The organism is Maribacter forsetii DSM 18668, from assembly GCF_000744105.1.
Classification (GTDB): Bacteria; Bacteroidota; Bacteroidia; order Flavobacteriales; family Flavobacteriaceae; genus Maribacter; species Maribacter forsetii.
Window position 1 is genome coordinate 2,152,445 of record NZ_JQLH01000001.1, and the last position, 20,363, is coordinate 2,172,807.

Sequence of the window (20,363 nt, forward strand, 5' to 3'; positions counted from 1 at the left end):
CGCTTCTACTAAGAATAATTAAATATAAATAGTCTAAAATTGAAAGAATTGTAAAATTCATTAAATAATTCTCAATGATGTCTATAAAACTTAAATATATTACTTAGAATAGAAAGGGATTGTTGATGAATCCACTAAATTCTTTATTTCATGCAAAAACATAGTAAACTTGGTTTAGCCGTAAATTCTGATTTTGGTGTGCAAGATGAAGAAGGTAAAGAGTCGGGCGCAAATAAGAAAAAGGTTTTTGTTGTTAAGAATACAGAGACCCACGTTTGGAGAAAATTAATAGATGGAGATGAGTCTGCTCTTGGAGATTTATACAACATTTATATAGACTGTTTATTTAGCTATGGTATAAATTGTATAAAGGATAGAACTTATGTCATGGATTGTATTCATGATCTTTTTGTTGATCTATACAAATACCGCGAAAATTTATCGATGACCGATAATGTAAAGTTCTATTTGTTTAAATGCTTAAAGAGAAAGATAAATAGAAAATACGCCACTAAGACGGTATCTATTACAGATGAATATCAATATTCATTAGATCAACAGGCAAGAAATTATACTACTTCTTGTGAAGAGGAAATTATTCAAAAAGAACTTGTAACGGAAAAACGTATGATTTTGGCGGCAGCCTTAGATTCGTTAACCAAAAAACAAAGAAAAGGTTTGTTCTTGAGGTTTAATCAAGATCGCAGTTATGAAGAGATTTCTGAGATAATGGATGTCTCTGTACAAACTGCTAGAACTATAGTATATAGGGCTTTGAAGGCGTTAAGGTAGTTTATTTAAAATAAATTGTCTATAAATTAAATAATCCTTGCTTATTATTTTAGAGTGCTTTGATAGGTTTAAAAGCCTTACCAATAATTAATATTTAACTATGGAAAAGATAAATCCGAATAATGTAAATTTTTCATCGATTACCGATGAGGAAAATACGGATTTGAAAAAAAGAATTTTTAATACGATCCAAAAGGATAAAAGAAGAAATAGAAATGTATGGTATAAAAGTTTAGCTGCAGCATGTTTTATTGGTTGTTTAGGTCTGGGGTTTTATTACTACAACATGACTTCAGAAACAAATTCAATAACAGACTTTGTTAATTCTTCAACCGTTGATAGTAACACTCCAACTTCAGATGAAGTAGTTCTTACTTTGGGTAAAGGCAATGATTTAAAAATTAAAGAAGACGTTGCTGCTATTAATTATTCTAAAAGCGGTAACAATGTAACTATAGGTAATGGTCAGACTTTTAATCAAAATGTAGCAGATTCAGATAAGGCCGTTTTTAATACTTTATGGGTTCCTTATGGTAAGCGTTCAACATTGACTCTTTCTGATGGAAGTAAGGTGTGGTTGAACTCAGGTTCTAAATTAATATACCCAATTGCCTTTAATGAAGATAAAAGAGAAGTCTATATAGAGGGAGAAGCAATTTTTGAAGTTACCCATAACAAAAAGAAACCCTTTTATGTTATTTCAGATACACAGGTTGTAGAAGTGCTGGGTACTGTTTTTGGAGTTACAAATTACCCTGATGAAAACTCAACGAATACCATTCTTAAAAGTGGTAGTGTTCAAATTAGTTATCAAAATATAAAAGCGACTTCTAGTCATTCAGATAAAATGAAAATTTCTCCTGGTACCAAGGCCAGTTATGATAAGAATACCAAAAGTATTTTTTCTGAAAAAGTAGACGTAGATAATTACTTTTCTTGGAAAGATGGTTTTCTCATATTCAAGAATAATGACATGAAATTCATAATGAAAAGAATATCAAGATATTATAATCTGGAAATAATTATAGAAAATGAAGAATTGGCTACAGAAACTTTCTCTGGCTATCTAGATTTGAATGAAGATATACTTTCTGTGATAAATAGTATTAAGGAAAGCACCAATATGGAATATTTACAAACTGATAATACAATAACAATTAAATAAACTTTTGCCAATGAATTGAAACTGAATAAATTTTTGAAGTAGCAATAAAAAAAAGCCAGAAGATGTTCCCGCATCTTCCGGCAATTAATATCAATATTGCTGTTTTGCAGCAACATTAAATAACCAACACAAAAATATGAAAAATATCATACCAGTCGGAATTCTAACGATTATGAGAATATTTCTACTATTTATCGGTATAGGCTTATCATCTGTTTACGCTAACTCTGTATTTGCACAAAATAAAATACAGATAGACGTAAAGAATATCTCTGTCGAAGAATTTTTTGAAGAAATTCAGAAATCAAGTGATTATGTCTTTTTTTATAAGGACAATGTTTTAAATACAAGTAAGAAAATTTCGGTAAAGTTGAAGAACGCCAAAATGAATGCCGTTCTTGAAAAAGCTTTTTCTAATACCGATTTAAGCTATAAAATAATTGGAAATCAGGTGGTTGTAAAGAAATCGCCGCCAATTTCAAAAAACGAAAGTTCTTTAAGCTTAGGAACAATTTTTCAAAATACAATTAGCGGAACCATTACCGATGCAGGTGGTCAACCTTTGCCTGGGGTAAATGTTTTAATTAAAGGTACAACCGTAGGTACACAGTCAGATTTTGATGGTAATTATGCTATTGATATAGCTGATGGTACCACTTTGGTTTTTTCTTATATCGGTATGCTTTCCAAGGAAGTATCAATTGATAATAGAACAACGGTCAACGTTGTACTTCAAGAAGATGTAGCTTCATTGGATGAAGTAGTTGTTGTAGCTTATGGTACATCCACAAAAGAGTCATTAACAGGTTCTGTTAGTGTTGTTAAAAGTGAGGAGCTAGAACAGATACCGGTATCTACTTTTGAGCAGACTTTAAGGGGTAGTACCGCAGGTCTACAAGCAAGTGCGGTAGATGGTGCTCCAGGTGGTAATACACAGGTTAGAATTAGAGGTATTGGTTCTATATCTGCTTCTAGTGAGCCATTATATGTTATAGACGGTATTCCTGTACAGAATGGTAGTATCGGTACCATAGATAACGGTGGTAGTAGTACCAATGTAATGGCATCAATTAATCCAAATGATATCGCATCTATTTCAGTTTTAAAAGATGCTGCTTCTACAGCAATTTATGGGTCTAGGGGTGCAAACGGTGTTATTTTGATTACTACAAAATCTGGTAGTTCAGGTAAGGCTAAAATCACCTTGAAAACATTAACTGGTTTTAACTCACAAGCTTACAATAATATTTTAAAGCCGTTAAATGCTGCAGAATATACAGAACTTTTTCTTGAAGGTTATGTGAATTTGGGTGATACAGCTGAAGAAGCTCAGGCTAGATTTGATGCCACTTTTCAGCAATTGATTGATCCTTCTACCGGAGAACCAACAGATACCAATTGGTTAGATGCTATAACTAGAACGGGAATAACCCAAAGTTACGATCTAAGTGCAAGTGGTGGTACGGACAATTTAAAATATTTTTTCTCCGGAGCTTATTATGATCAAGAGAACTACATCATTGGGTCTGGCTTTGAAAGGTTAAGTGCACGTAGTAATATAGAATTTAAAGCAACGGATTATTTAACTATTTCAAATAATATATCTGTTTCTAACAGTACAACAAATACGTTTTTTGATGGTGGTTCTTTCAACAATCCGTTTAAAAACTCTTTAGAATTATCACCGTTAATTCCTATTTATGATGAAGAAGGAAGATTTAATGGGGAGCATGCCAACTATTTTCCTTTAGGTGGTGCTAATCCTGTTGGTTCTTTAAGTGGTGATGACCTTTGGGAAAACAAGCAGTTTAGGGTTATAGATAATTTTGCGGTTTCCGTAAAGCCAATAAAGAATTTGACCTTACGTTCGCAATTGAATTTTGACCTTCTTACGTTAACAGAATCGCAATATCAAAACCCAAGATATGGTGGTGGAAGAAACTCTGGCGGAATTGGTTACGAAGCCAATACTTCTTTAAGAACTTTTGTAGGTACACAAACGGCAGACTATAATTTTGTTCTAGGTGATAACCATAATTTTAATGTTCTTGCAGGTTTTGAAGCTCAAGAAACCAATAATGAGTCTTTTAGTGCTTCTGGAACACAGTTTCCAAACCAAAGTTTAAGAACGTTAAATAGTGCATCGGCAGAATTTGCTATTAGCGGTTCTAAGTCTGAATACACTTTCGTTTCTGCTTTTTCTAGAGCCAATTATAATTACGATGGAAAATACTTCCTTTCAGCAAGTTTAAGAAGAGACGGATCTTCAAGATTCGGTGCAGATAATAGATGGGGTACTTTTTATTCGTTTGGTGGTAGTTGGGTTGCTAGTAGAGAATCTTTTTTACAGGATGTTTCCTTTTTAGATTTACTTAAAGTTAGAAGTTCTTGGGGTGTAACAGGTAATGCTGCCATTGGTAATTTCCCTTCACAAGGACTTTACGTTTTTGGTCAAGATTATGACGGTAATCCAGGTGGTAGTCCAAGCCAAATTGCTAATCCTGATCTTACTTGGGAGAGTCAGCAGAATTTTAACGTAGGTGTAGATTTTGGTCTATTCTCAAAAATTAGCGGTACGGTTGAATATTTTGAACGTACTTCTTCTGATCTTATCTTGAATGTGCCTATTACATTAACATCAGGTTTCTCCTCGTTGACCCAAAATTTTGGTGAAATGAAAAATTCTGGTTTAGAGATATCTATGAATGCGGATATTATCGACAAAGAGGATTTTACTTGGAACGTTGGCTTTAATACCACATTTCTAAAGAATGAAATTACAGAACTTACAGACGATTTTACAGATGGTGCTTATAGAAGACAAGAAGGCGAAGATTTTCAATCTTTCTACTTGTATAGTTGGGCTGGTGTAAACCAAGAAAATGGTGATCCACAGTGGTATACTGATGCTTCTAAAACTACGATTACCAATGATATCAGTGATGCGGAACGTTTTTTAGACGATAAGTCTGCAACCCCAGAGTTTTTTGGAGGCTTCAATACTATGTTCACTTATAAAGATGTAAGTCTTAGTGCCAATTTCATTTATTCTTACGGTAACTACATTTTTGATTCTAGAGCAAGAGGTACTTTAGGTGATGGAAGGTTAACACCAAGAAGTACTGCAGATTTTATTTATGATAACAGATGGCAACCTGGTTCAACAGATGCCTTGGTGCCTCAGTTTGTTTGGGGTGGTCGTAATGGTAGTAATGAAGCGAACCAAACTAGATGGTTATATGATGGTAGTTATATTCGATTGAGAGATTTAACCGTCGCTTATAATTTTAACGAAAAAATTACTTCGCTATTAGGTTTGAATTCTATGCGATTGTATGCTAGAGGAACCAATATCTTGACTTTTGTAAAAGAAGATATCCTTTACATAGATCCAGAGCAGGGAATTAATGGTAGTTACACAGGGCAGACACCTGCAGTGAAAACTATTTCCATTGGTTTAGATATTCAACTTTAAATGATGAAACACATGAAAACATATAAAATATTCATATTAACAATATTGGCTGGACTCGTATTCTCTTGTTCAGACTCTTTTTTAGAACTTACTCCGCAACAATCTGTTTCGGATACAGAGGCCTTATTGGACCTTGATGGTTATGAATCTTCTATTACCGGTATATATAACAAATTGTCTGGCTCAGAATATTACGGGCGTTACATGATTATGATACCTGATGTATTGGCAGATGACGTAAAACAAAATGGACAAGCCAACAGAATTGTAGATTATGCCGAGCATATTCAAAGAGTATCTGACGGGCAGGCGCTAGCGCTTTGGGGTAGTGCATATGAAGGTATTAATGCGGCAAATGCTATCATTAATTCAGAAACTATTTTGGCGGATGCTGTTTTAGATGAGCAAAACCATATTATTGGTGAGGCTTATGCGCTAAGAGGGTTAATGTATTTTGACCTAGTACGCATGTTTGCTCAGCAATATAACTATACTGCAGATGCTAGTCACCCTGGGGTTCCTATCGTTTTAAATTTTGACTTGGACAATGAACCGTCTAGAAGTACAGTAGCGGAAGTTTATGAGCAAATTATTTCTGATATGACTACAGGTATTTCTTTTATGAATGACAGTTCTAGAAGTGGTAATTCAAATACTTTGTCACCTACATCTATTAGGGCGTTATTAGCAAAAGTTTATCTTTTTCAAGAAGATTGGACAAATGCAGAAGCAATGTCTTCAAGTGTTATAGAATCAGGTGATTATAGTTTAATTTCCAATGATAATTATTACGATTTATGGACTACGGATAATAGCTCGGAGTCTATTTTTGAAATATCGATGACAGAAACAGATAATGTTGGTGGTAATGGTATTGCTGGTCTTTATCTACAAGCGGGTTTTGGTGATTACCTTCCTTCAAATGATGTGGCTGATCTTTACCCTGAGAATGATGCTCGTTTAAGCACCTTTGAAGTAGATACTTTATTAACTGGTGAATTTGCACCAAATAGAATGATCAAATATCCAGATATCAATGGTTTTGATAATGTAAAGGTTGTTAGACTGGCAGAAATGTATTTGATACGTGCAGAAGCTAGAGCGGAAATAGGTACTGATATAGCTGGTGCGCAAGATGATTTAGACATGGTACGCCAACGTGCCATTGCAGACGAACCGGATAATTCAGATTCTGGCGATGCTCTTAGTGATGCTATTTTCTTGGAACGCAGACTAGAGTTGGCTTTTGAAGGTCAACGACTATGGGATTTAATGCGTAATAAAATGGATATTGTAAGAACAAACTGTACGGCACAGATCTGTTTAATTCCTTATGGTGCAGATACGGTAATAATGCCAATACCTCAAGATGAGACAGATGTTAATCCCAACATTGAACAAAATCCTGGGTATTAATTAGTAAACTAATTTGTTTGTTAGTTTTTGAACACATTGAGAGACTTCGTTTCTCTCAATGTGTACTTTTTTACAGCATAAAAATATTGGATTTTTTTCACTTTAAAAATCAAGAAATATATGGATACACAACGTAGAAATCTTGCGAAATTACTTTCGTTAGGAGCATTGTTTCCTGCTCAAGCAGCTTATTCGTTGAATAATATTTTAGAATCTATACCTGCAGATTCAAGTAAGCAATTATTACAGACCCTTGGGGAAAAAGGAATAGAGAAATTGTTTAAAAAAGCTGTCGTCTATGATGGTCTGGTCATTTCTCGTAATTGGAATGAAGATTCTTTTAAAGCTTTGGCTGAATCTGGTTATACCGGTTTTAATGCTTCTTTAGATTCTGGGAAACTTGAAAAATCTCTAAAGAGTATAGAAGAATGGAAACAAATTATCAGTAATAATCCAGATAGATTATTGTTGACCAAAAATGCCAATGATATTGTTACTGCCAAAAAAGAAGATAAAGTGGCCGTAATGTTAGGTTTTCAAAGTTCTAGAATGTTAGAAGGCACTATAAAAAATTTAGATACCCTTTATGAGGCTGGTATGCGATGGATGCAACTTACATACAACTCTCGTAACTTAATTGGAGATGGGAGTACAGAAAGAACCAATGTAGGGTTATCTGACTATGGCGTTGAAGTTGTAGAACGAATGAATGAACTGGGTATTATTATAGACCTTTCTCATTGTGGTAAGCAAACAACCACTGATGGTATAGAATTTAGTAAATCTCCGGTTTCCATAAATCACTCTATGTGCGAGGCATTGCACAAGAATCACCCACGTTCCAAAACCGATGAGCAGATAAAGGCTATGGCAGATAAAGGGGGTATTATAGGTATCATATGTCTGGGGTATATGATCGGACCTAACTTAGGGACGGATACAACATTAGAAACGTATGTAGACCATATAGATCACGCAGTTAAAATAGGTGGAATTGACCATGTAGGTGTAGCTGCCGATTTTGCTATACAAGGTCTAGAAGCTACAGGTGCAACACGAGAAAACTGGTATGTGCCAAGACTAACTAGATTTAAACCTTCATACAAAGTACAATGGCCACCATGGATTCCTGAACTGGATAAACCCGATAGATATTTACAGGTTGCAAAGATTCTTGACAAAAGAGGTTACAGTACGGGAGATATAGAAAAAATATTAGGTCAAAACTGGATACGCTTCAACAAGGAAGTCTTAAAACCATAACATAGAGTTTTTGAATTTTTTATACCAATCTAGTAACCACTAAATACATTTATGAAAAACAGTAGTATTTACGTCATCTTAATTTTTGGAATACTTTTTTCGTGCAAAGACAGTAACACTTCAAAAACTGAAATAAAAACGATTTACGATGTAGTATTTCGTGAAAATCTTGCGGGTACCTATGAAAAATGGAGTACAGGAGATAATAGTTATGGTTATTATTATACCTATACGGATAGAGGTCGAGGGCCTGAGATTACGGAAGAAATCACGCTAAACAAAGATAACTTTATCGTTTCTGAAAAGATAACTGGTGTTAATTATTTGAAAGATTCCATTAGTGAAAATTTTACAGGTACAAGTAGCACTGCTTCATGGAAAAATCCCATGAGTGAAGATAATGGTGACTTTAATGGAAGTCAACTATATTTTAGACATGACGGTTCACCAGCTGTGTATGAAATTCTTGGGCAACTATTATTAAAGTCTGAGGATAAAAAAATAAGTCTATATCCTGAGGGTGAAGTAGAGTTGGTTGATAATTTTCCATTAACTCTTTCAGATAGTACACCGGTAAACCTTTTAATGGTTAAGGGTTTAGATATGAATCCTATATATCTGTGGATGCAGGACAGTGATATAATTGCCAGTATTTCTGGTAACCTTCATATTGTAAGAGAAGATTTTAAAGAGTTTAGAAAAGAGCTAAAATCTTTACAAGATACATATGAGGATAACTACCTTATTAAAATATCAAAAGAGCTTTCTCATCAAATTGATAAGGCTATCATTAAAAATGTAAATATCTTTTCTCCTGATGGGACTATCGTATACAACCAAGATGTTTTTATAGATGGAAAAATTATTCAGTCCATTAAACCATCAAAAGGGAAAATTTTAAATGGAACTGCTCAGGTTATCGATGGTACAGGAAAAACACTTTTGCCCGGTATGTTTGATATGCATACGCACAACACCAAATTCAGAGGACTTTTACATGTAGCAGGTGGTGTAACCTCAGTTAGAGATCTAGCCAATAATAAGCAGTTGAATCAACTAAGCGCGAAGTTCGATACTAATGAGATTATAGGTCCAAATATTGTCACTTTCTGTGGTATTATAGATGGATCAGGACCTTTTGCCAACCAAAGAAACGTAGTTGATAATTTAGAGGAGGGTTTGGCTGAAATACAATCGTATAAAGATTTAGACTATGATCAAATTAAATTATACAGTTCAATAAGACCGGAATGGGTAAAACCTCTAGCAACAAAAGCGCATGAGTTAGGTATGCGTGTAAGTGGTCATATACCTGCTTATATGACAGCATCGCAGGCTATAAACCAGGGCTATAATGAAATTCAACATATGAATATGTTGTTCTTGAATTTTATGTCAGATACTATAGATACTAGAACACCATTAAGATTTACTATGGTAGCCAATCATGGTGTTGATATTGATTTGAAGTCAGAAGAATATTTAGATTTTGTTACGCTATTAAAATCGAAAGACATTCTTGTAGATCCTACAATGGCAATTTTTGAAAATATGTTTGTTTCTCAAAAAGGAGAACCCAGTCCAACATATAGCAAAATCATGAATAGATTGCCTTTAATAGAACAGCGCGCTTTCTATAGTGGAGGGCTACCTAAAGCTGGTGAAAAGGTTGCTTTGTATGAAGATAGTTATACGAATATGCTTAATGCGTTGAACGACATGTACAAAAGAGGTGTGGCTATAGTGCCAGGTACAGATGGTTTACCAGGGTTTTTATACCATAGAGAGTTAGAGTTATATGAAAAGGCAGGTATTCCTGCGGCAGAAGTATTAAAGATGGCTACCATTAATTCTGCTAAGATAACGGGCGTTTCAGATTCTTTAGGATCTATTGAAGTAGGTAAAAAAGCAGACCTTATTCTAATAGACGGTAATCCTGTAGAAAATATCAGTGATATAAGAAGAGTAGAGTGGACGATAAAGGGCGGACATCTTTATTTTGCAGAGAAGCTTTATAACAAAATGGGTATCAAACACTTTAAATAATATATAAAATGAAAGTAAAATTAATTCTTCTTTTTTCTCTTGCGCTATCTACTGTGAATGGGCAATCACTGGAGTTTTTTACCAGTGGTAGGTTAATATTAGGTACGCATAAAGAGAGAACGGCATCTGTAGGTGTTGGCGATATAGATAATGACGGCGATGCAGATATTTTAGTCGCCAACGGTCGTCACTGGCCAGGACAAAACAGAATATTCGTGAATAATGGTAGAGGCGTATTTACAGTTTCTAAAAGCTTGGGCTTAGAGAGTGAAACAACCTATTCTACGGAACTTGCCGATTTTGATGGTGATGGAGATTTAGATATTGCCGTAGGTAATGACATGGCACCAAATTACATATTTCTAAACAATGGAAAAGGAGACTTTACAAGGGCTTCAAGTTTTGGTGTTTCATATTCGCCGACAAGGAATATAGTAGTTGCGGATATTGACCAAGACGGAGATAAGGATATTCTAATAACCAATAGGGGTAAAGAGAATGAGATATGTCTAAATAACGGTGATGGAACTTTTTCTAAATCAATAGGTTTTGGAAATAAGGAAGATTCTACAATTGATGTGGAAGTTGCAGATATGAACGGTGATGGTAATCTTGATCTAATACTGGCGAACAGAGATGATCAACCAAATTTTGTGTATTTGAATGAAGGTAATTTAAAATTCACCAAGAAAGTACCATATGGCACAGGTAATGACATTACACGTTCTGTAGCTATTGCTGATATAGATAAAGACGGTTTCTTAGATATTATAACGGCTAATATTGGGGAATCTAATGTTATATATTTTGGGGATAAAAAACAAACGTACCAACGTAAGATAGCATTTGACCCTAGTGAAGATAAATCTTATTCTATAGCTCTAGGTGATTTGGATAAGGATGGGGATATGGACATCATTATTGCTAATGTCAGAGGATCTAATTCAGTTTTTATTAATTCTAATGACGGAAAAACCTGGGAGAAAATAAGCTTGGCAGATGAAGAGTTTAGTACTTATGATATTACGGTTTTTGATTTAAACGGCGATGATAAATTAGATATAATTGAAAGTAACTCAGACGAGATTAACCGTTATTACTTCAATAGATTCACTCCTGAATTTCCATAATAGGAATAGGGTTTCATAATTATAAAAGAATACAACTAACACAATAATATGAAAGTAAAATATTTAATCACTTGTAGTTTATTAGCATTGCTTACAGCGTGCTCTTCTGAAACTTCCAAAACCTCTGAATGGGAAAATTTTGAAGATGCGGGTACATTTTTTGTTTACCGTAGGCAATCTCAAATAGGAGAAGAGAGCTATAACGTTACTACTAAGAATGACACTATTATAGTAACCTCTATTCAGGGAGAAAATGAACGAGGAAGAATTAGTGGAGTAGAGTCAAAACTATACTTGACAACAGATTTAGAACCAATTTCTTATTTCAGTAGACGTATTTCTAATAACGATACTACCAATATTATCAAGATGGAAATAAATGGAGATAAGGTTTCCATTTGGGAAAAGCATTTTGATGTTGTCACTACCAATAAAAAAGATGCATTCTTTACTGTAAATAGTAATATTCCTGCTGGTATTGAAATGATGTTATACCATTATTACTTTAAGCAAAATGGCACTACTGCGTTACCTACCTTACCAAGAGGAGAAGTTTCTTTGACGCATAAAGGAGAAGATATTGTTCAGATTGATGGTAAAGATGTTGCACTTGATCGTTATGTTGTCGAGGGTGTTAATTGGGGCGGTAGAACAATTTGGTTAGACAAGTCTAAGAATTTGGTAGCTGTTGTTAAGGCAAATACTCAAATAAGAGAGTTGATAAAAAAAGGATATGAGGAAGCTAAGCCATATTTTATTAGAGGAAATGTAGAAGAGCAAATGGCGCAACTTTCTGAGTATACCAAAAGCTTAAAAGGTGAAGAATCACAAATTACTGCTTTGGTAGGTGGTGATGTTGTTGATGGTTTAAAAGATGCTACACAAACAAATATGACCATTATTATAGAAAACGGTCGCATAACATCAATTGGTAGTTCCCCCGATATTACCATTCCTGATAATGCTAAAGTTATAGATGTATCAGGAAAAACCTTAATGCCCGGTATGTGGGATATGCATGCGCATTCTAATCAAGTACAATGGGCTCCGGCTTATTTGGCAGGTGGTGTAACCACTATTAGAGATAATGGAAATGAGCTAGAGTTCGCTACCGCTTTTAGAGATGCTATAGCAAAGGATGGAGCTACAGGACCAGATATCGTATTGGCAGGTATGACTGACGGACCTGGCCCTAAAGGAAATGGTATTATTAGAGCTAGATCTGTTGAAGAGGCTAAAGAGGTCGTAAAATTATATCATGATAATGGTTACGAACAAATTAAGATTTATACTTCCATAGAACCAGAAATCTTAAAGGTTTTGTCAGATGAGGCTCATAAAGTAGGTATGACGGTAACAGGTCATGTACCAGCTTTGGTAAATAGTACTAATAAGGCAGTTGAAAGTGGTATGGATATGTTGAGCCATTCTAATAGAATATTGGCAGTATTGTTTCCTGATCAAAAAGTATCTGACTTGGGAGCTTTCTATATGGCAAAAAATGACATTACAGATGCACAGATAAATGAAGCGATTGCCTTTTATTTAAAACATGGTACGGTGTTGGATCCTACGCTTGGTTTAGGTGTTATTCGTACGTTACCGAAAGGAGATCTGATGGAGACTTTGGAGCCAGATGCCGGTAGAATGGCATATGAGCTTTTTGAAAGTAAAAGGTTTAGAAGTGGAGCAAGTGAAAAGCGTGCTGAATTGTCCAAACAAAATATTATTAAATCTGCTGAGGTTATCGGTAAGTTTTTTAAAGCCGGAATTCCGGTAGTTGCTGGTACAGATAATTTTGCACCAGGATTCGGACACTTTTTAGAATTGGAAACATACCAGAAATATGGAGGATTAACTCCTTTCGAAGCAATTCAAACAGCAACCATAATCCCAGCAACTGTAATGGGTAAGGGAGATGAAACAGGGACATTAGAAATTGGTAAAGAGGCTGATATTGCCATTTTGGACAAAAATCCTTTAACGGATATTGCCAATTTAAGGTCAGTTTCCGCAGTGATGACTAATGGTAATTACTATGAAAGTGAACCATTATGGGAAGCTGCCGATTTTAAACCTTCTAGAGACTAGACTAATATTTTTACCAAAATTAATTTTTGGCATAACTATACTATCTAGGGCACATGCTGTAGAGGTATAATGTATAGTAGAAATATAAAATTGAGAAAAATAATATGGTCAAGTTAAAAACAACTTTCATAAAGTATATCTGTTTTTGTTGCATTCTAATGAGTGCTCAAAATTTATTGAGCCAAGAGCTGAAAATGAAATATCTAGGTGTGGCAGGCTGGGAAATTTCAAATGATAGTCTTACTGTTCTGGTAGATCCTTATATATCTAGACTGAAATTAAAAGGAAATCCACGATTTTATGGCGAAGGAGATGAACGTAAAGTTTTCAATAGTGACGACATCTATGAACCGGATACCGTTGCTATTAATAAAGTAATTACTAAAGCAGATTATATTTTGGTGCATCATTCACACACTGATCACCTAGCAGATGTGCCATATATAGCTAAAAAGACGGGCGCTGTTGTTATTGGAACGGAAACTACAGCTACAATTCTAAAGGCTTATGGTATACCGCAAAAGCAATTGATTACCGTAAAGGGTGGAGAAGATTATCAATTCGATGATTTTTCTGTTAGGGTGATCCCCTCTATTCATTCGGCATTAGGGGATAAGCGTTATTTTGATTCAAGAACATATTCTGATCCGGACGAGTTAACTATCCCTTTAAAAGTAGGAGAATTTGTAGAGGGTGGCTCTTTAATGTTTCTATTGCGTGTCGATTCGCATAAAATACTTACTTCTGGGTCAATGAATTTTATAGAAAGAGAAGTAGCCGGACTCCAACCTGACGTTCTAATACCGGGAATAAACCTTTCTCGATTAGAAGTATATAAATACACAGAAAGGCTCTTAGAACTAACCGGATACCCAAAGACTATAATTCCTGCACATTGGGATAATTTTAGAATACCCTATGGTTTTTCTCAAGAAGATCCGATCAAGAAAAAGGTACTGCCTTTTATAGAAGAAGTAAAAGCCGTAATGCCAGATGCCAACGTTATCATTCCCGTTCATTTGGAAACCATATTAATTAAATAAAGCGACTGTAATTATAAAAGAATTATCGCTTGCATTCAATGCTATTTACATGACAAGTACCACCAAAACTAATCCTCTTTGGAAAGAGGCTAAGATTAAAAATTATTTACCTCATATGACGGTACCAGAAGTGGAAGCTTTTCTGAAAAAATCAGATATGGTTATCATACCCATAGGGGCTTTAGAGCAACATTCCAGTCATTTACCCATAGGTACGGATTTTATAAACGGCGTAGAGCTTTGCAAACTAATTGCACAAGAACGAGATATTCTGGTAGCGCCGGTTTTAATGGCAGGCCAATCTCCATATCATATGGCATTTGCCGGTTCAATAACTTTAAGTGCTGAGGTAATTGTAAAGGTACATATGGAGACCGTAGAGAGTTTAATAAAGCATGGTTTTAAACGCTTCGTATTTATGAATTCTCATGGTGGTAATACAGCTATAACTACATTTTTGGTTGATCAGATAAATCAAAAAACAGCTGCAGTTGCGGTTGATTATGCCGTGGTAACCAAACCGTTTTTAAAAGAAGCTGCACCTACCAATATAACGAAACTAGATCGTCATGCAGGTACAGGTGAAACATCAGACTCATTATTCTTAATGCCTAGTTTGGTACAACAAGAAAAGGCTACTGCAACCAAATTAACGCTTCCTAATCATTTGGCTAAAATGCTACCGGATGTTATAAAAGAGGAACCAATTGCTAAATTATTATTTCTTTCTGAGGGCTTAAAAGCAGTGGAGACCGGAAAGAAAACCTCTACTAAAGAAATGACTAGTACAGGTGTTTGGGGCGAGTTGGATCCAAAAGATGCAACGTTAGAAAGAGGAGCTAGAAACATTGAACGGCAAATTGCTGCAAGTGTAAAATTTATAGATAGATGGAATGAACTAATTGAAGATTAAAAATAGTATCACATGATAAATATAAGAGGCGTTGTTTCAGTTTTAAGTTTTTTAAGTGTTGTATGTATAAAGGCACAAGACGTAACTATGTTCCCTGAGTCAACCAAGGTTCTAAAAATAGAACCTTCAAAAACCGATTCAAGAATTACAACTGCCAATACCCCGCATTTTATTGCTTACAACACCAATAATACAAAAGGAAAATTACTACTCTTTATTCCCGGTACCAATGGTATTGCTTTAAAAGGACCTATGCATTTGTTCAGTACCGCTGTAGAACAAGGCTATTCGGTTATTAATTTATCCTATATCAATACACCTGCAATTGCACGAATTTGTAAAGGTGACAATCTATTGGAAAACGCTGATTGTGCTGAAGATTTTAGAAATAGAAGAGTATATGGCGATACTAAATTTAGCTTAATTGAAGACATGCCGTATGATGCCATCGTTAATAGGCTTACCAAACTGTTAGTATATCTTACCGAGAATGATAAATCTGGTAATTGGGAACGCTATCTTAAGAATGGAGAGCCTAATTGGAATGAAATTGCCCTTGCAGGTCAATCTCAAGGTGGTGGAATGTCTGCATTTATAGCAAAAACTCATTTGGTACATAGGGTAATTGATTTTTCTGGCGGATGGGATTATTCGGCAAAAAATAAAATAGCCAACTGGTATTTCAAAAATAGTAAAACACCACTTGATAGATATTACGGTACCTATCATGTTAAAGAACCAACAGCTAATGTAATTATCGAAACGTATAAAGCAATGGAAATTCCCGATGGTCATGTTCATGCCTTTGACTTAGAGGTGCCACAAGGAAAAAGAGCACATTCTAATGGAGTGCGAAATTTAGGGTACAAAGAACAATGGGTAACATTGCTTGGTGATGGTAATTAATAGTTAATCGGTATATAAAAAAATCTCTATGAAAAAATATTTCTACTTCTCAATTGCCTTATTGTTGGTGTGCTGTAATGATGCTAAAGTTGAAAATAATAAAAATGCTCAATCTGAAATACCAATTAAAAACAACTCAGAAATGAATGTATTAGGTCTAATAGGAGGTACTTCTTGGCATTCAACGATAGAGTATTATAGTGCTATAAATAAAACTGTAAATACGCATTATGGTAATAATACAAATCCGCCTTTATTGGTGTATACCTTGAACCAAGCTGAAGTACACCGATTTCAAGTGGAAAATAAATGGGACTCTATAGCGCATATGTTGGTCAATGCCGGTTTAAATCTTAACAAGGCAGGAGCAGAATCTGTTCTATTTTGTGCCAATACACCACATAAAGTGTATGATGCCGTTCAAGAAAAATTAGACATTCCTGTTATACATATTGCAGATGCCACTGCTAGTGCCATTCATAAACAAGAGTTGAAAAAAGTCCTCTTTTTGGGAACTAAGTATAGTATGCAAGAAAACTTTATAACCAAAAGGATTGAGGATAATGGTATCGATGTTTTGGTTCCACAAGAGCAAGAAGTGATAGACGAACTTCATAGAATTATTATTGAAGAACTTACCTATGGTAACATCGTTGAATCTTCAAAAGCATATGTGTTGAACGTAATACAGAACTCAGTTAAAGAAGGAGCAGAGGGAGTGGTTTTGGGTTGTACGGAGTTTCCTTTAATGATATTTCAAGATGATTTAGAAACTCCAATATTTGACACAACTAAAATTCATTCTATGGCAGGGGTCGACTTTATCTTAAAAAAATAACTATGCATTTTTCGAAACAAAATATAGGTAGGGTTTTAGGACCATTGGTTTTCTTTTACATTCTTTTCTTTTTTAAGCCAGATGACCTTTCTGAGACTGCTAATGCCGTTTTAGCATCTGTAGCTTGGGTGGCTATTTGGTGGATAACAGAGGCTATTCCTATTTATGTTACCGCATTACTACCTTTAATTTTGTTTCCGCTAACAGGAGGATTGAGTTTGTCTGAAACCGCTATGTCCTACGGTCATAAATATATTTTTTTATATATGGGAGGGTTTATTCTTGCCATCGCTATTGAAAAATGGAACTTGCACAAAAGAATAGCATTGACAATTATTAATCTTATTGGTACAAATGTGATCAATATTATTCTTGGATTTATGCTTGCAACGGCCTTTTTAAGCATGTGGATTTCCAATACAGCAGCTGCCGTAATTATTTTACCCATTGCAATGGCTATAGTTTATCAACTAAACGATAACCCTGAAACAGAGAAAAATGAAAATAAAATTTTTGGAAAAGCATTAATGTTGGCAATTGCATATAGCGCATCTATTGGCGGTATAGCAACATTAATTGGCACACCAACAAATTTGGTTTTAGCAGGAGTAGTTCAATCAACCTTTGGTAAAGAGATCACATTTTCAGAATGGTTTGTTTTGGGTTTTCCTATTGCCATATTACTGTTGTTTTTATGTTGGTACTACTTAACTAGATTCGCTTTTACATTTAAACAAAAAGAATTTCCGGGTGGTCGTAAAGAAATAGCGTTAAGACTTAAAGAACTTGGTAAATTAGGCTATGAAGAAAAACTGGTGCTGGTTGTTTTTGCAGCTACGGGTTTTGCATGGATAGCACGTTCGTTTCTAATTCAACGTTTTATTCCGGCTATGGACGATACTATAATTGCCATCTGTACGGTAATTGTTCTATTCTTAATACCTACGCGTCAGAAAGGCAAAAAATTGATGGAATGGGAAGATGCGGTTAAATTACCTTGGGGTATTTTATTACTATTTGGAGGAGGCTTAACATTGGCACTAGGGTTTGACAGTAGCGGATTGGCACTATGGATTGGAAATAAACTATCTGCCTTACAGGTGTTACCTTTCTTTTTGTTATTGTTGATATTGATTACGATAGTGAATTTCTTAACAGAGATAACTTCAAATATAGCTACTACGGCAATTCTGCTGCCTGTTCTAGTGTCATTGGCACCGGTACTAGGAGTTCACCCTTATTATTTAATGATCGCTGCAACATTAGCTGCATCCTGTGCTTTTATGTTACCTGTGGCTACGCCGCCAAATGCAGTGGTTTTTGGCTCAGGTTATCTTGAAATGCAGGATATGGTCAAAAAAGGTTTCTGGCTAAATATTATCTCTATTTTAATACTTACAGTAGTAGTTTATATTGTATTTCCGTTGGTTTGGGATTTAAGCACAACTGTTTAACATTGAATATTTTAGTCGGTTTGCGAATGGTGACTTAAAATGTAGTTTAAATGTAAACTATGAAATCATGATCGTACTCTTAATTAAACTTTTACTTAAAATAATAACATCTACAGAATGAAAATAGCTATAATAGGTTTTGGAAATATTGGTAAATATCTTGCAAAATGGGTTGTTAATGAGCCCAGTTATGAGTTAAAATATATTATAACTAGAACACAAATTGATAAAGAGGATAGCGATTTTGCAAATCAACCTGTAGTATTTAAAAAAGAAATTAATTCTGATCTGATCAATGATGTAGACATTATTATTGAATGTGCTACAAAGGAGGTTGTAACGCAACTGTTGAAATTTGACGAAATAAATCGTATCGGTAAAAAAATTATTATTATCAGTACGGGTGGATTGTATCAAAACAAAGCAACATTAGATAAGTTCAAAAAATGTGATTTTATTTTACCGGTAGGAGCAATATCAGGGCTAGATGCTATAAAAGCTGTTAATGATGAAATTACTTCAATTAAGATAAAGACAACAAAGCATCCTAAAAGTTTGGAGGGAGCTCCGTTTTTTGAAACCTCAAAAATTGAATTATCATCTATAAAAACGTCTCAGACTATTTGGGAAGGTGAAGTAAGTGAAGCCGTAAAACAATTTCCTAAAAATATTAATGTTGCTGCTAGTATCTATTTTGCATCTAAATGTGAAGAATTAAAAATTGAAATAGTTGCAGACCCTAACACTACTAATAATATGCACGAGATAACGTGTGAGGGCGATTTTGGTAAGATTTATACGCGAACGGAGAATAAACCAAGTCCGGCTAATCCAAAAACAAGTTTTTTAGCTGTTAAGAGTGTAGTTAGTATTCTGAGAAATATGAATTCAAATATTAAAATCAATTAATTTTTTCTGTAAAGGTTAATAATTATAATACTTTCCTGGATAGCTTATGTTCGATATTTTTTAAGTTGATATATTAAATTGTAACAACTAAAAAAATGAAGTACTGTATTTCTAGTAAGGATTGTTACTATAATTTTAAAACTCTTTAGTTGTGTAAGTAACTAAGGAATTAAAGCTTTTTAAGTAAACAAATCGTGTTCAAATGTAATTATGTGTGAATTTTGAACATAAAAAAACGGTCTAACTTTCGTTAAACCGTTTATAATGTGCCTTTTATTCTGTAGCGAGAGGGGGGCACGATCCCCCGACCTCCGGGTTATGAATCCGACGCTCTAACCAACTGAGCTACCTCGCCATATTATTTTTAAACGGCTGCAAATATAGTGGTAATTTATTTGTTCTTCAACAAAAGTTGATTAAAAAAATAATACTGGTCATTTATTTTTTTATCATTTAGAAATATATATATTGCTCGTATTAAAGTAGCATGAACATGAGCGATAAAATAAAATTTGAAATAGAGTTTGTAATTCAGTCTTCACCACAGATGTTATATCAATACCTTGCAACACCATCTGGACTGTCAGAGTGGTTTGCGGATAACGTGAACTCAAGAGGTGAGAAGTTTACATTTATATGGGACGGAGCTGAAGAAGAAGCTAAATTGTTGAAAAGAAAAACAGACGAGTTTGTACGTTTTGCTTGGGATGAAGCAGAAGATGATAGCTTTTTTGAAATGAAAATAATTGTTGATGAAATAACGAAAGATGTTTCATTGTTTATAACTGACTTCGCAGAAGATGACGAAATTGATGAGTCTAAAATGCTTTGGACCAACCAAGTGTCAGATTTAAAACAGGTGTTAGGATCATCTTAAAAATAGCCTTATTTACAGTATCTTTGAGCCTTAATTTTTTAAGGC

Annotated in this window: 15 protein-coding genes and 1 tRNA gene; 15 read left to right on the top strand and 1 reads right to left on the bottom strand. The window is 34.5% G+C overall.

Annotated features, from left to right (window positions below):
• Positions 1-150: 150 nt before the first annotated feature.
• From P177_RS08960 to P177_RS09025, 14 genes are all read left to right on the top strand, one after another.
• Positions 151-792 (top strand): RNA polymerase sigma factor, encoded by a 642-nt coding sequence (locus P177_RS08960; RefSeq protein ID WP_036154059.1) that lies wholly within the window; start codon positions 151-153, stop codon positions 790-792.
• Positions 793-892: 100 nt separating this feature from the next.
• Entirely contained in the window at positions 893-1,957 is a 1,065-nt protein-coding gene (locus tag P177_RS08965) for a FecR family protein (protein ID WP_036154061.1), read from the top strand.
• A gap of 136 nt (positions 1,958-2,093) precedes the next feature.
• Positions 2,094-5,432, top strand: coding sequence for a TonB-dependent receptor (locus P177_RS08970; RefSeq protein WP_051941773.1), 3,339 nt, complete (start codon positions 2,094-2,096; stop codon positions 5,430-5,432).
• A 12-nt stretch (positions 5,433-5,444) separates the two neighbouring features.
• On the top strand, positions 5,445-6,848 hold the full coding sequence (locus P177_RS08975) for a RagB/SusD family nutrient uptake outer membrane protein (RefSeq protein ID WP_167333105.1): 1,404 nt from the start codon (positions 5,445-5,447) through the stop codon (positions 6,846-6,848).
• 120 nt (positions 6,849-6,968) lie between these two features.
• Positions 6,969-8,111 (top strand): dipeptidase, encoded by a 1,143-nt coding sequence (locus P177_RS08980; protein ID WP_051941775.1) that lies wholly within the window; start codon positions 6,969-6,971, stop codon positions 8,109-8,111.
• A gap of 51 nt (positions 8,112-8,162) precedes the next feature.
• Positions 8,163-10,157 (top strand): amidohydrolase family protein, encoded by a 1,995-nt coding sequence (locus P177_RS08985; protein WP_036154063.1) that lies wholly within the window; start codon positions 8,163-8,165, stop codon positions 10,155-10,157.
• 8 nt (positions 10,158-10,165) lie between these two features.
• Positions 10,166-11,287 (top strand): FG-GAP repeat domain-containing protein, encoded by a 1,122-nt coding sequence (locus P177_RS08990; RefSeq protein WP_036154065.1) that lies wholly within the window; start codon positions 10,166-10,168, stop codon positions 11,285-11,287.
• A gap of 48 nt (positions 11,288-11,335) precedes the next feature.
• Positions 11,336-13,378, top strand: coding sequence for an amidohydrolase family protein (locus tag P177_RS08995; RefSeq protein ID WP_036154067.1), 2,043 nt, complete (start codon positions 11,336-11,338; stop codon positions 13,376-13,378).
• A gap of 194 nt (positions 13,379-13,572) precedes the next feature.
• A complete protein-coding gene (locus P177_RS09000) occupies positions 13,573-14,421 on the top strand; it encodes an MBL fold metallo-hydrolase (protein ID WP_167333106.1) in 849 nt (282 codons plus the stop codon).
• A 49-nt stretch (positions 14,422-14,470) separates the two neighbouring features.
• A complete protein-coding gene (locus P177_RS19395) occupies positions 14,471-15,334 on the top strand; it encodes a creatininase family protein (protein WP_051941776.1) in 864 nt (287 codons plus the stop codon).
• Between the two features lie 12 nt (positions 15,335-15,346).
• On the top strand, positions 15,347-16,240 hold the full coding sequence (locus P177_RS09010) for a BPSS1187 family protein (protein WP_051941777.1): 894 nt from the start codon (positions 15,347-15,349) through the stop codon (positions 16,238-16,240).
• Positions 16,241-16,268: 28 nt separating this feature from the next.
• Positions 16,269-17,078 carry an aspartate/glutamate racemase family protein gene (locus P177_RS09015; RefSeq protein WP_051941778.1) on the top strand — a complete coding sequence of 270 codons (810 nt, stop codon included), beginning with the start codon at positions 16,269-16,271 and terminating at the stop codon, positions 17,076-17,078.
• Positions 17,079-17,080: 2 nt separating this feature from the next.
• A complete protein-coding gene (locus P177_RS09020; RefSeq protein WP_036154071.1) occupies positions 17,081-18,532 on the top strand; it encodes an SLC13 family permease in 1,452 nt (483 codons plus the stop codon).
• Between the two features lie 117 nt (positions 18,533-18,649).
• Complete coding sequence (locus P177_RS09025; protein ID WP_051941779.1) at positions 18,650-19,441, top strand: aspartate dehydrogenase domain-containing protein; 792 nt, start codon at positions 18,650-18,652, stop codon at positions 19,439-19,441.
• Between the two features lie 281 nt (positions 19,442-19,722).
• On the opposite strand, the gene P177_RS09030 is transcribed toward P177_RS09025, so the two are convergent.
• Positions 19,723-19,796: transfer RNA gene (locus tag P177_RS09030), tRNA-Met, on the bottom strand.
• 138 nt (positions 19,797-19,934) lie between these two features.
• Between P177_RS09030 and P177_RS09035 the strand changes: the two genes are divergently transcribed.
• Complete coding sequence (locus tag P177_RS09035) at positions 19,935-20,318, top strand: START-like domain-containing protein (protein ID WP_036154073.1); 384 nt, start codon at positions 19,935-19,937, stop codon at positions 20,316-20,318.
• Positions 20,319-20,363: the final 45 nt, after the last annotated feature.

Bases quoted from the DNA above. Each gene is read 5' to 3' on its own strand.
- P177_RS08960 (WP_036154059.1), top strand. From the start codon at position 151: ATGCAAAAACATAGTAAACTTGGTTTAGCCGTAAATTCTGATTTTGGT.
- P177_RS08965 (WP_036154061.1), top strand. From the start codon at position 893: ATGGAAAAGATAAATCCGAATAATGTAAATTTTTCATCGATTACCGAT.
- P177_RS08970 (WP_051941773.1), top strand. From the start codon at position 2,094: ATGAAAAATATCATACCAGTCGGAATTCTAACGATTATGAGAATATTT.
- P177_RS08975 (WP_167333105.1), top strand. From the start codon at position 5,445: ATGAAAACATATAAAATATTCATATTAACAATATTGGCTGGACTCGTA.
- P177_RS08980 (WP_051941775.1), top strand. From the start codon at position 6,969: ATGGATACACAACGTAGAAATCTTGCGAAATTACTTTCGTTAGGAGCA.
- P177_RS08985 (WP_036154063.1), top strand. From the start codon at position 8,163: ATGAAAAACAGTAGTATTTACGTCATCTTAATTTTTGGAATACTTTTT.
- P177_RS08990 (WP_036154065.1), top strand. From the start codon at position 10,166: ATGAAAGTAAAATTAATTCTTCTTTTTTCTCTTGCGCTATCTACTGTG.
- P177_RS08995 (WP_036154067.1), top strand. From the start codon at position 11,336: ATGAAAGTAAAATATTTAATCACTTGTAGTTTATTAGCATTGCTTACA.
- P177_RS09000 (WP_167333106.1), top strand. From the start codon at position 13,573: ATGAAATATCTAGGTGTGGCAGGCTGGGAAATTTCAAATGATAGTCTT.
- P177_RS19395 (WP_051941776.1), top strand. From the start codon at position 14,471: ATGACAAGTACCACCAAAACTAATCCTCTTTGGAAAGAGGCTAAGATT.
- P177_RS09010 (WP_051941777.1), top strand. From the start codon at position 15,347: ATGATAAATATAAGAGGCGTTGTTTCAGTTTTAAGTTTTTTAAGTGTT.
- P177_RS09015 (WP_051941778.1), top strand. From the start codon at position 16,269: ATGAAAAAATATTTCTACTTCTCAATTGCCTTATTGTTGGTGTGCTGT.
- P177_RS09020 (WP_036154071.1), top strand. From the start codon at position 17,081: ATGCATTTTTCGAAACAAAATATAGGTAGGGTTTTAGGACCATTGGTT.
- P177_RS09025 (WP_051941779.1), top strand. From the start codon at position 18,650: ATGAAAATAGCTATAATAGGTTTTGGAAATATTGGTAAATATCTTGCA.
- P177_RS09035 (WP_036154073.1), top strand. From the start codon at position 19,935: ATGAGCGATAAAATAAAATTTGAAATAGAGTTTGTAATTCAGTCTTCA.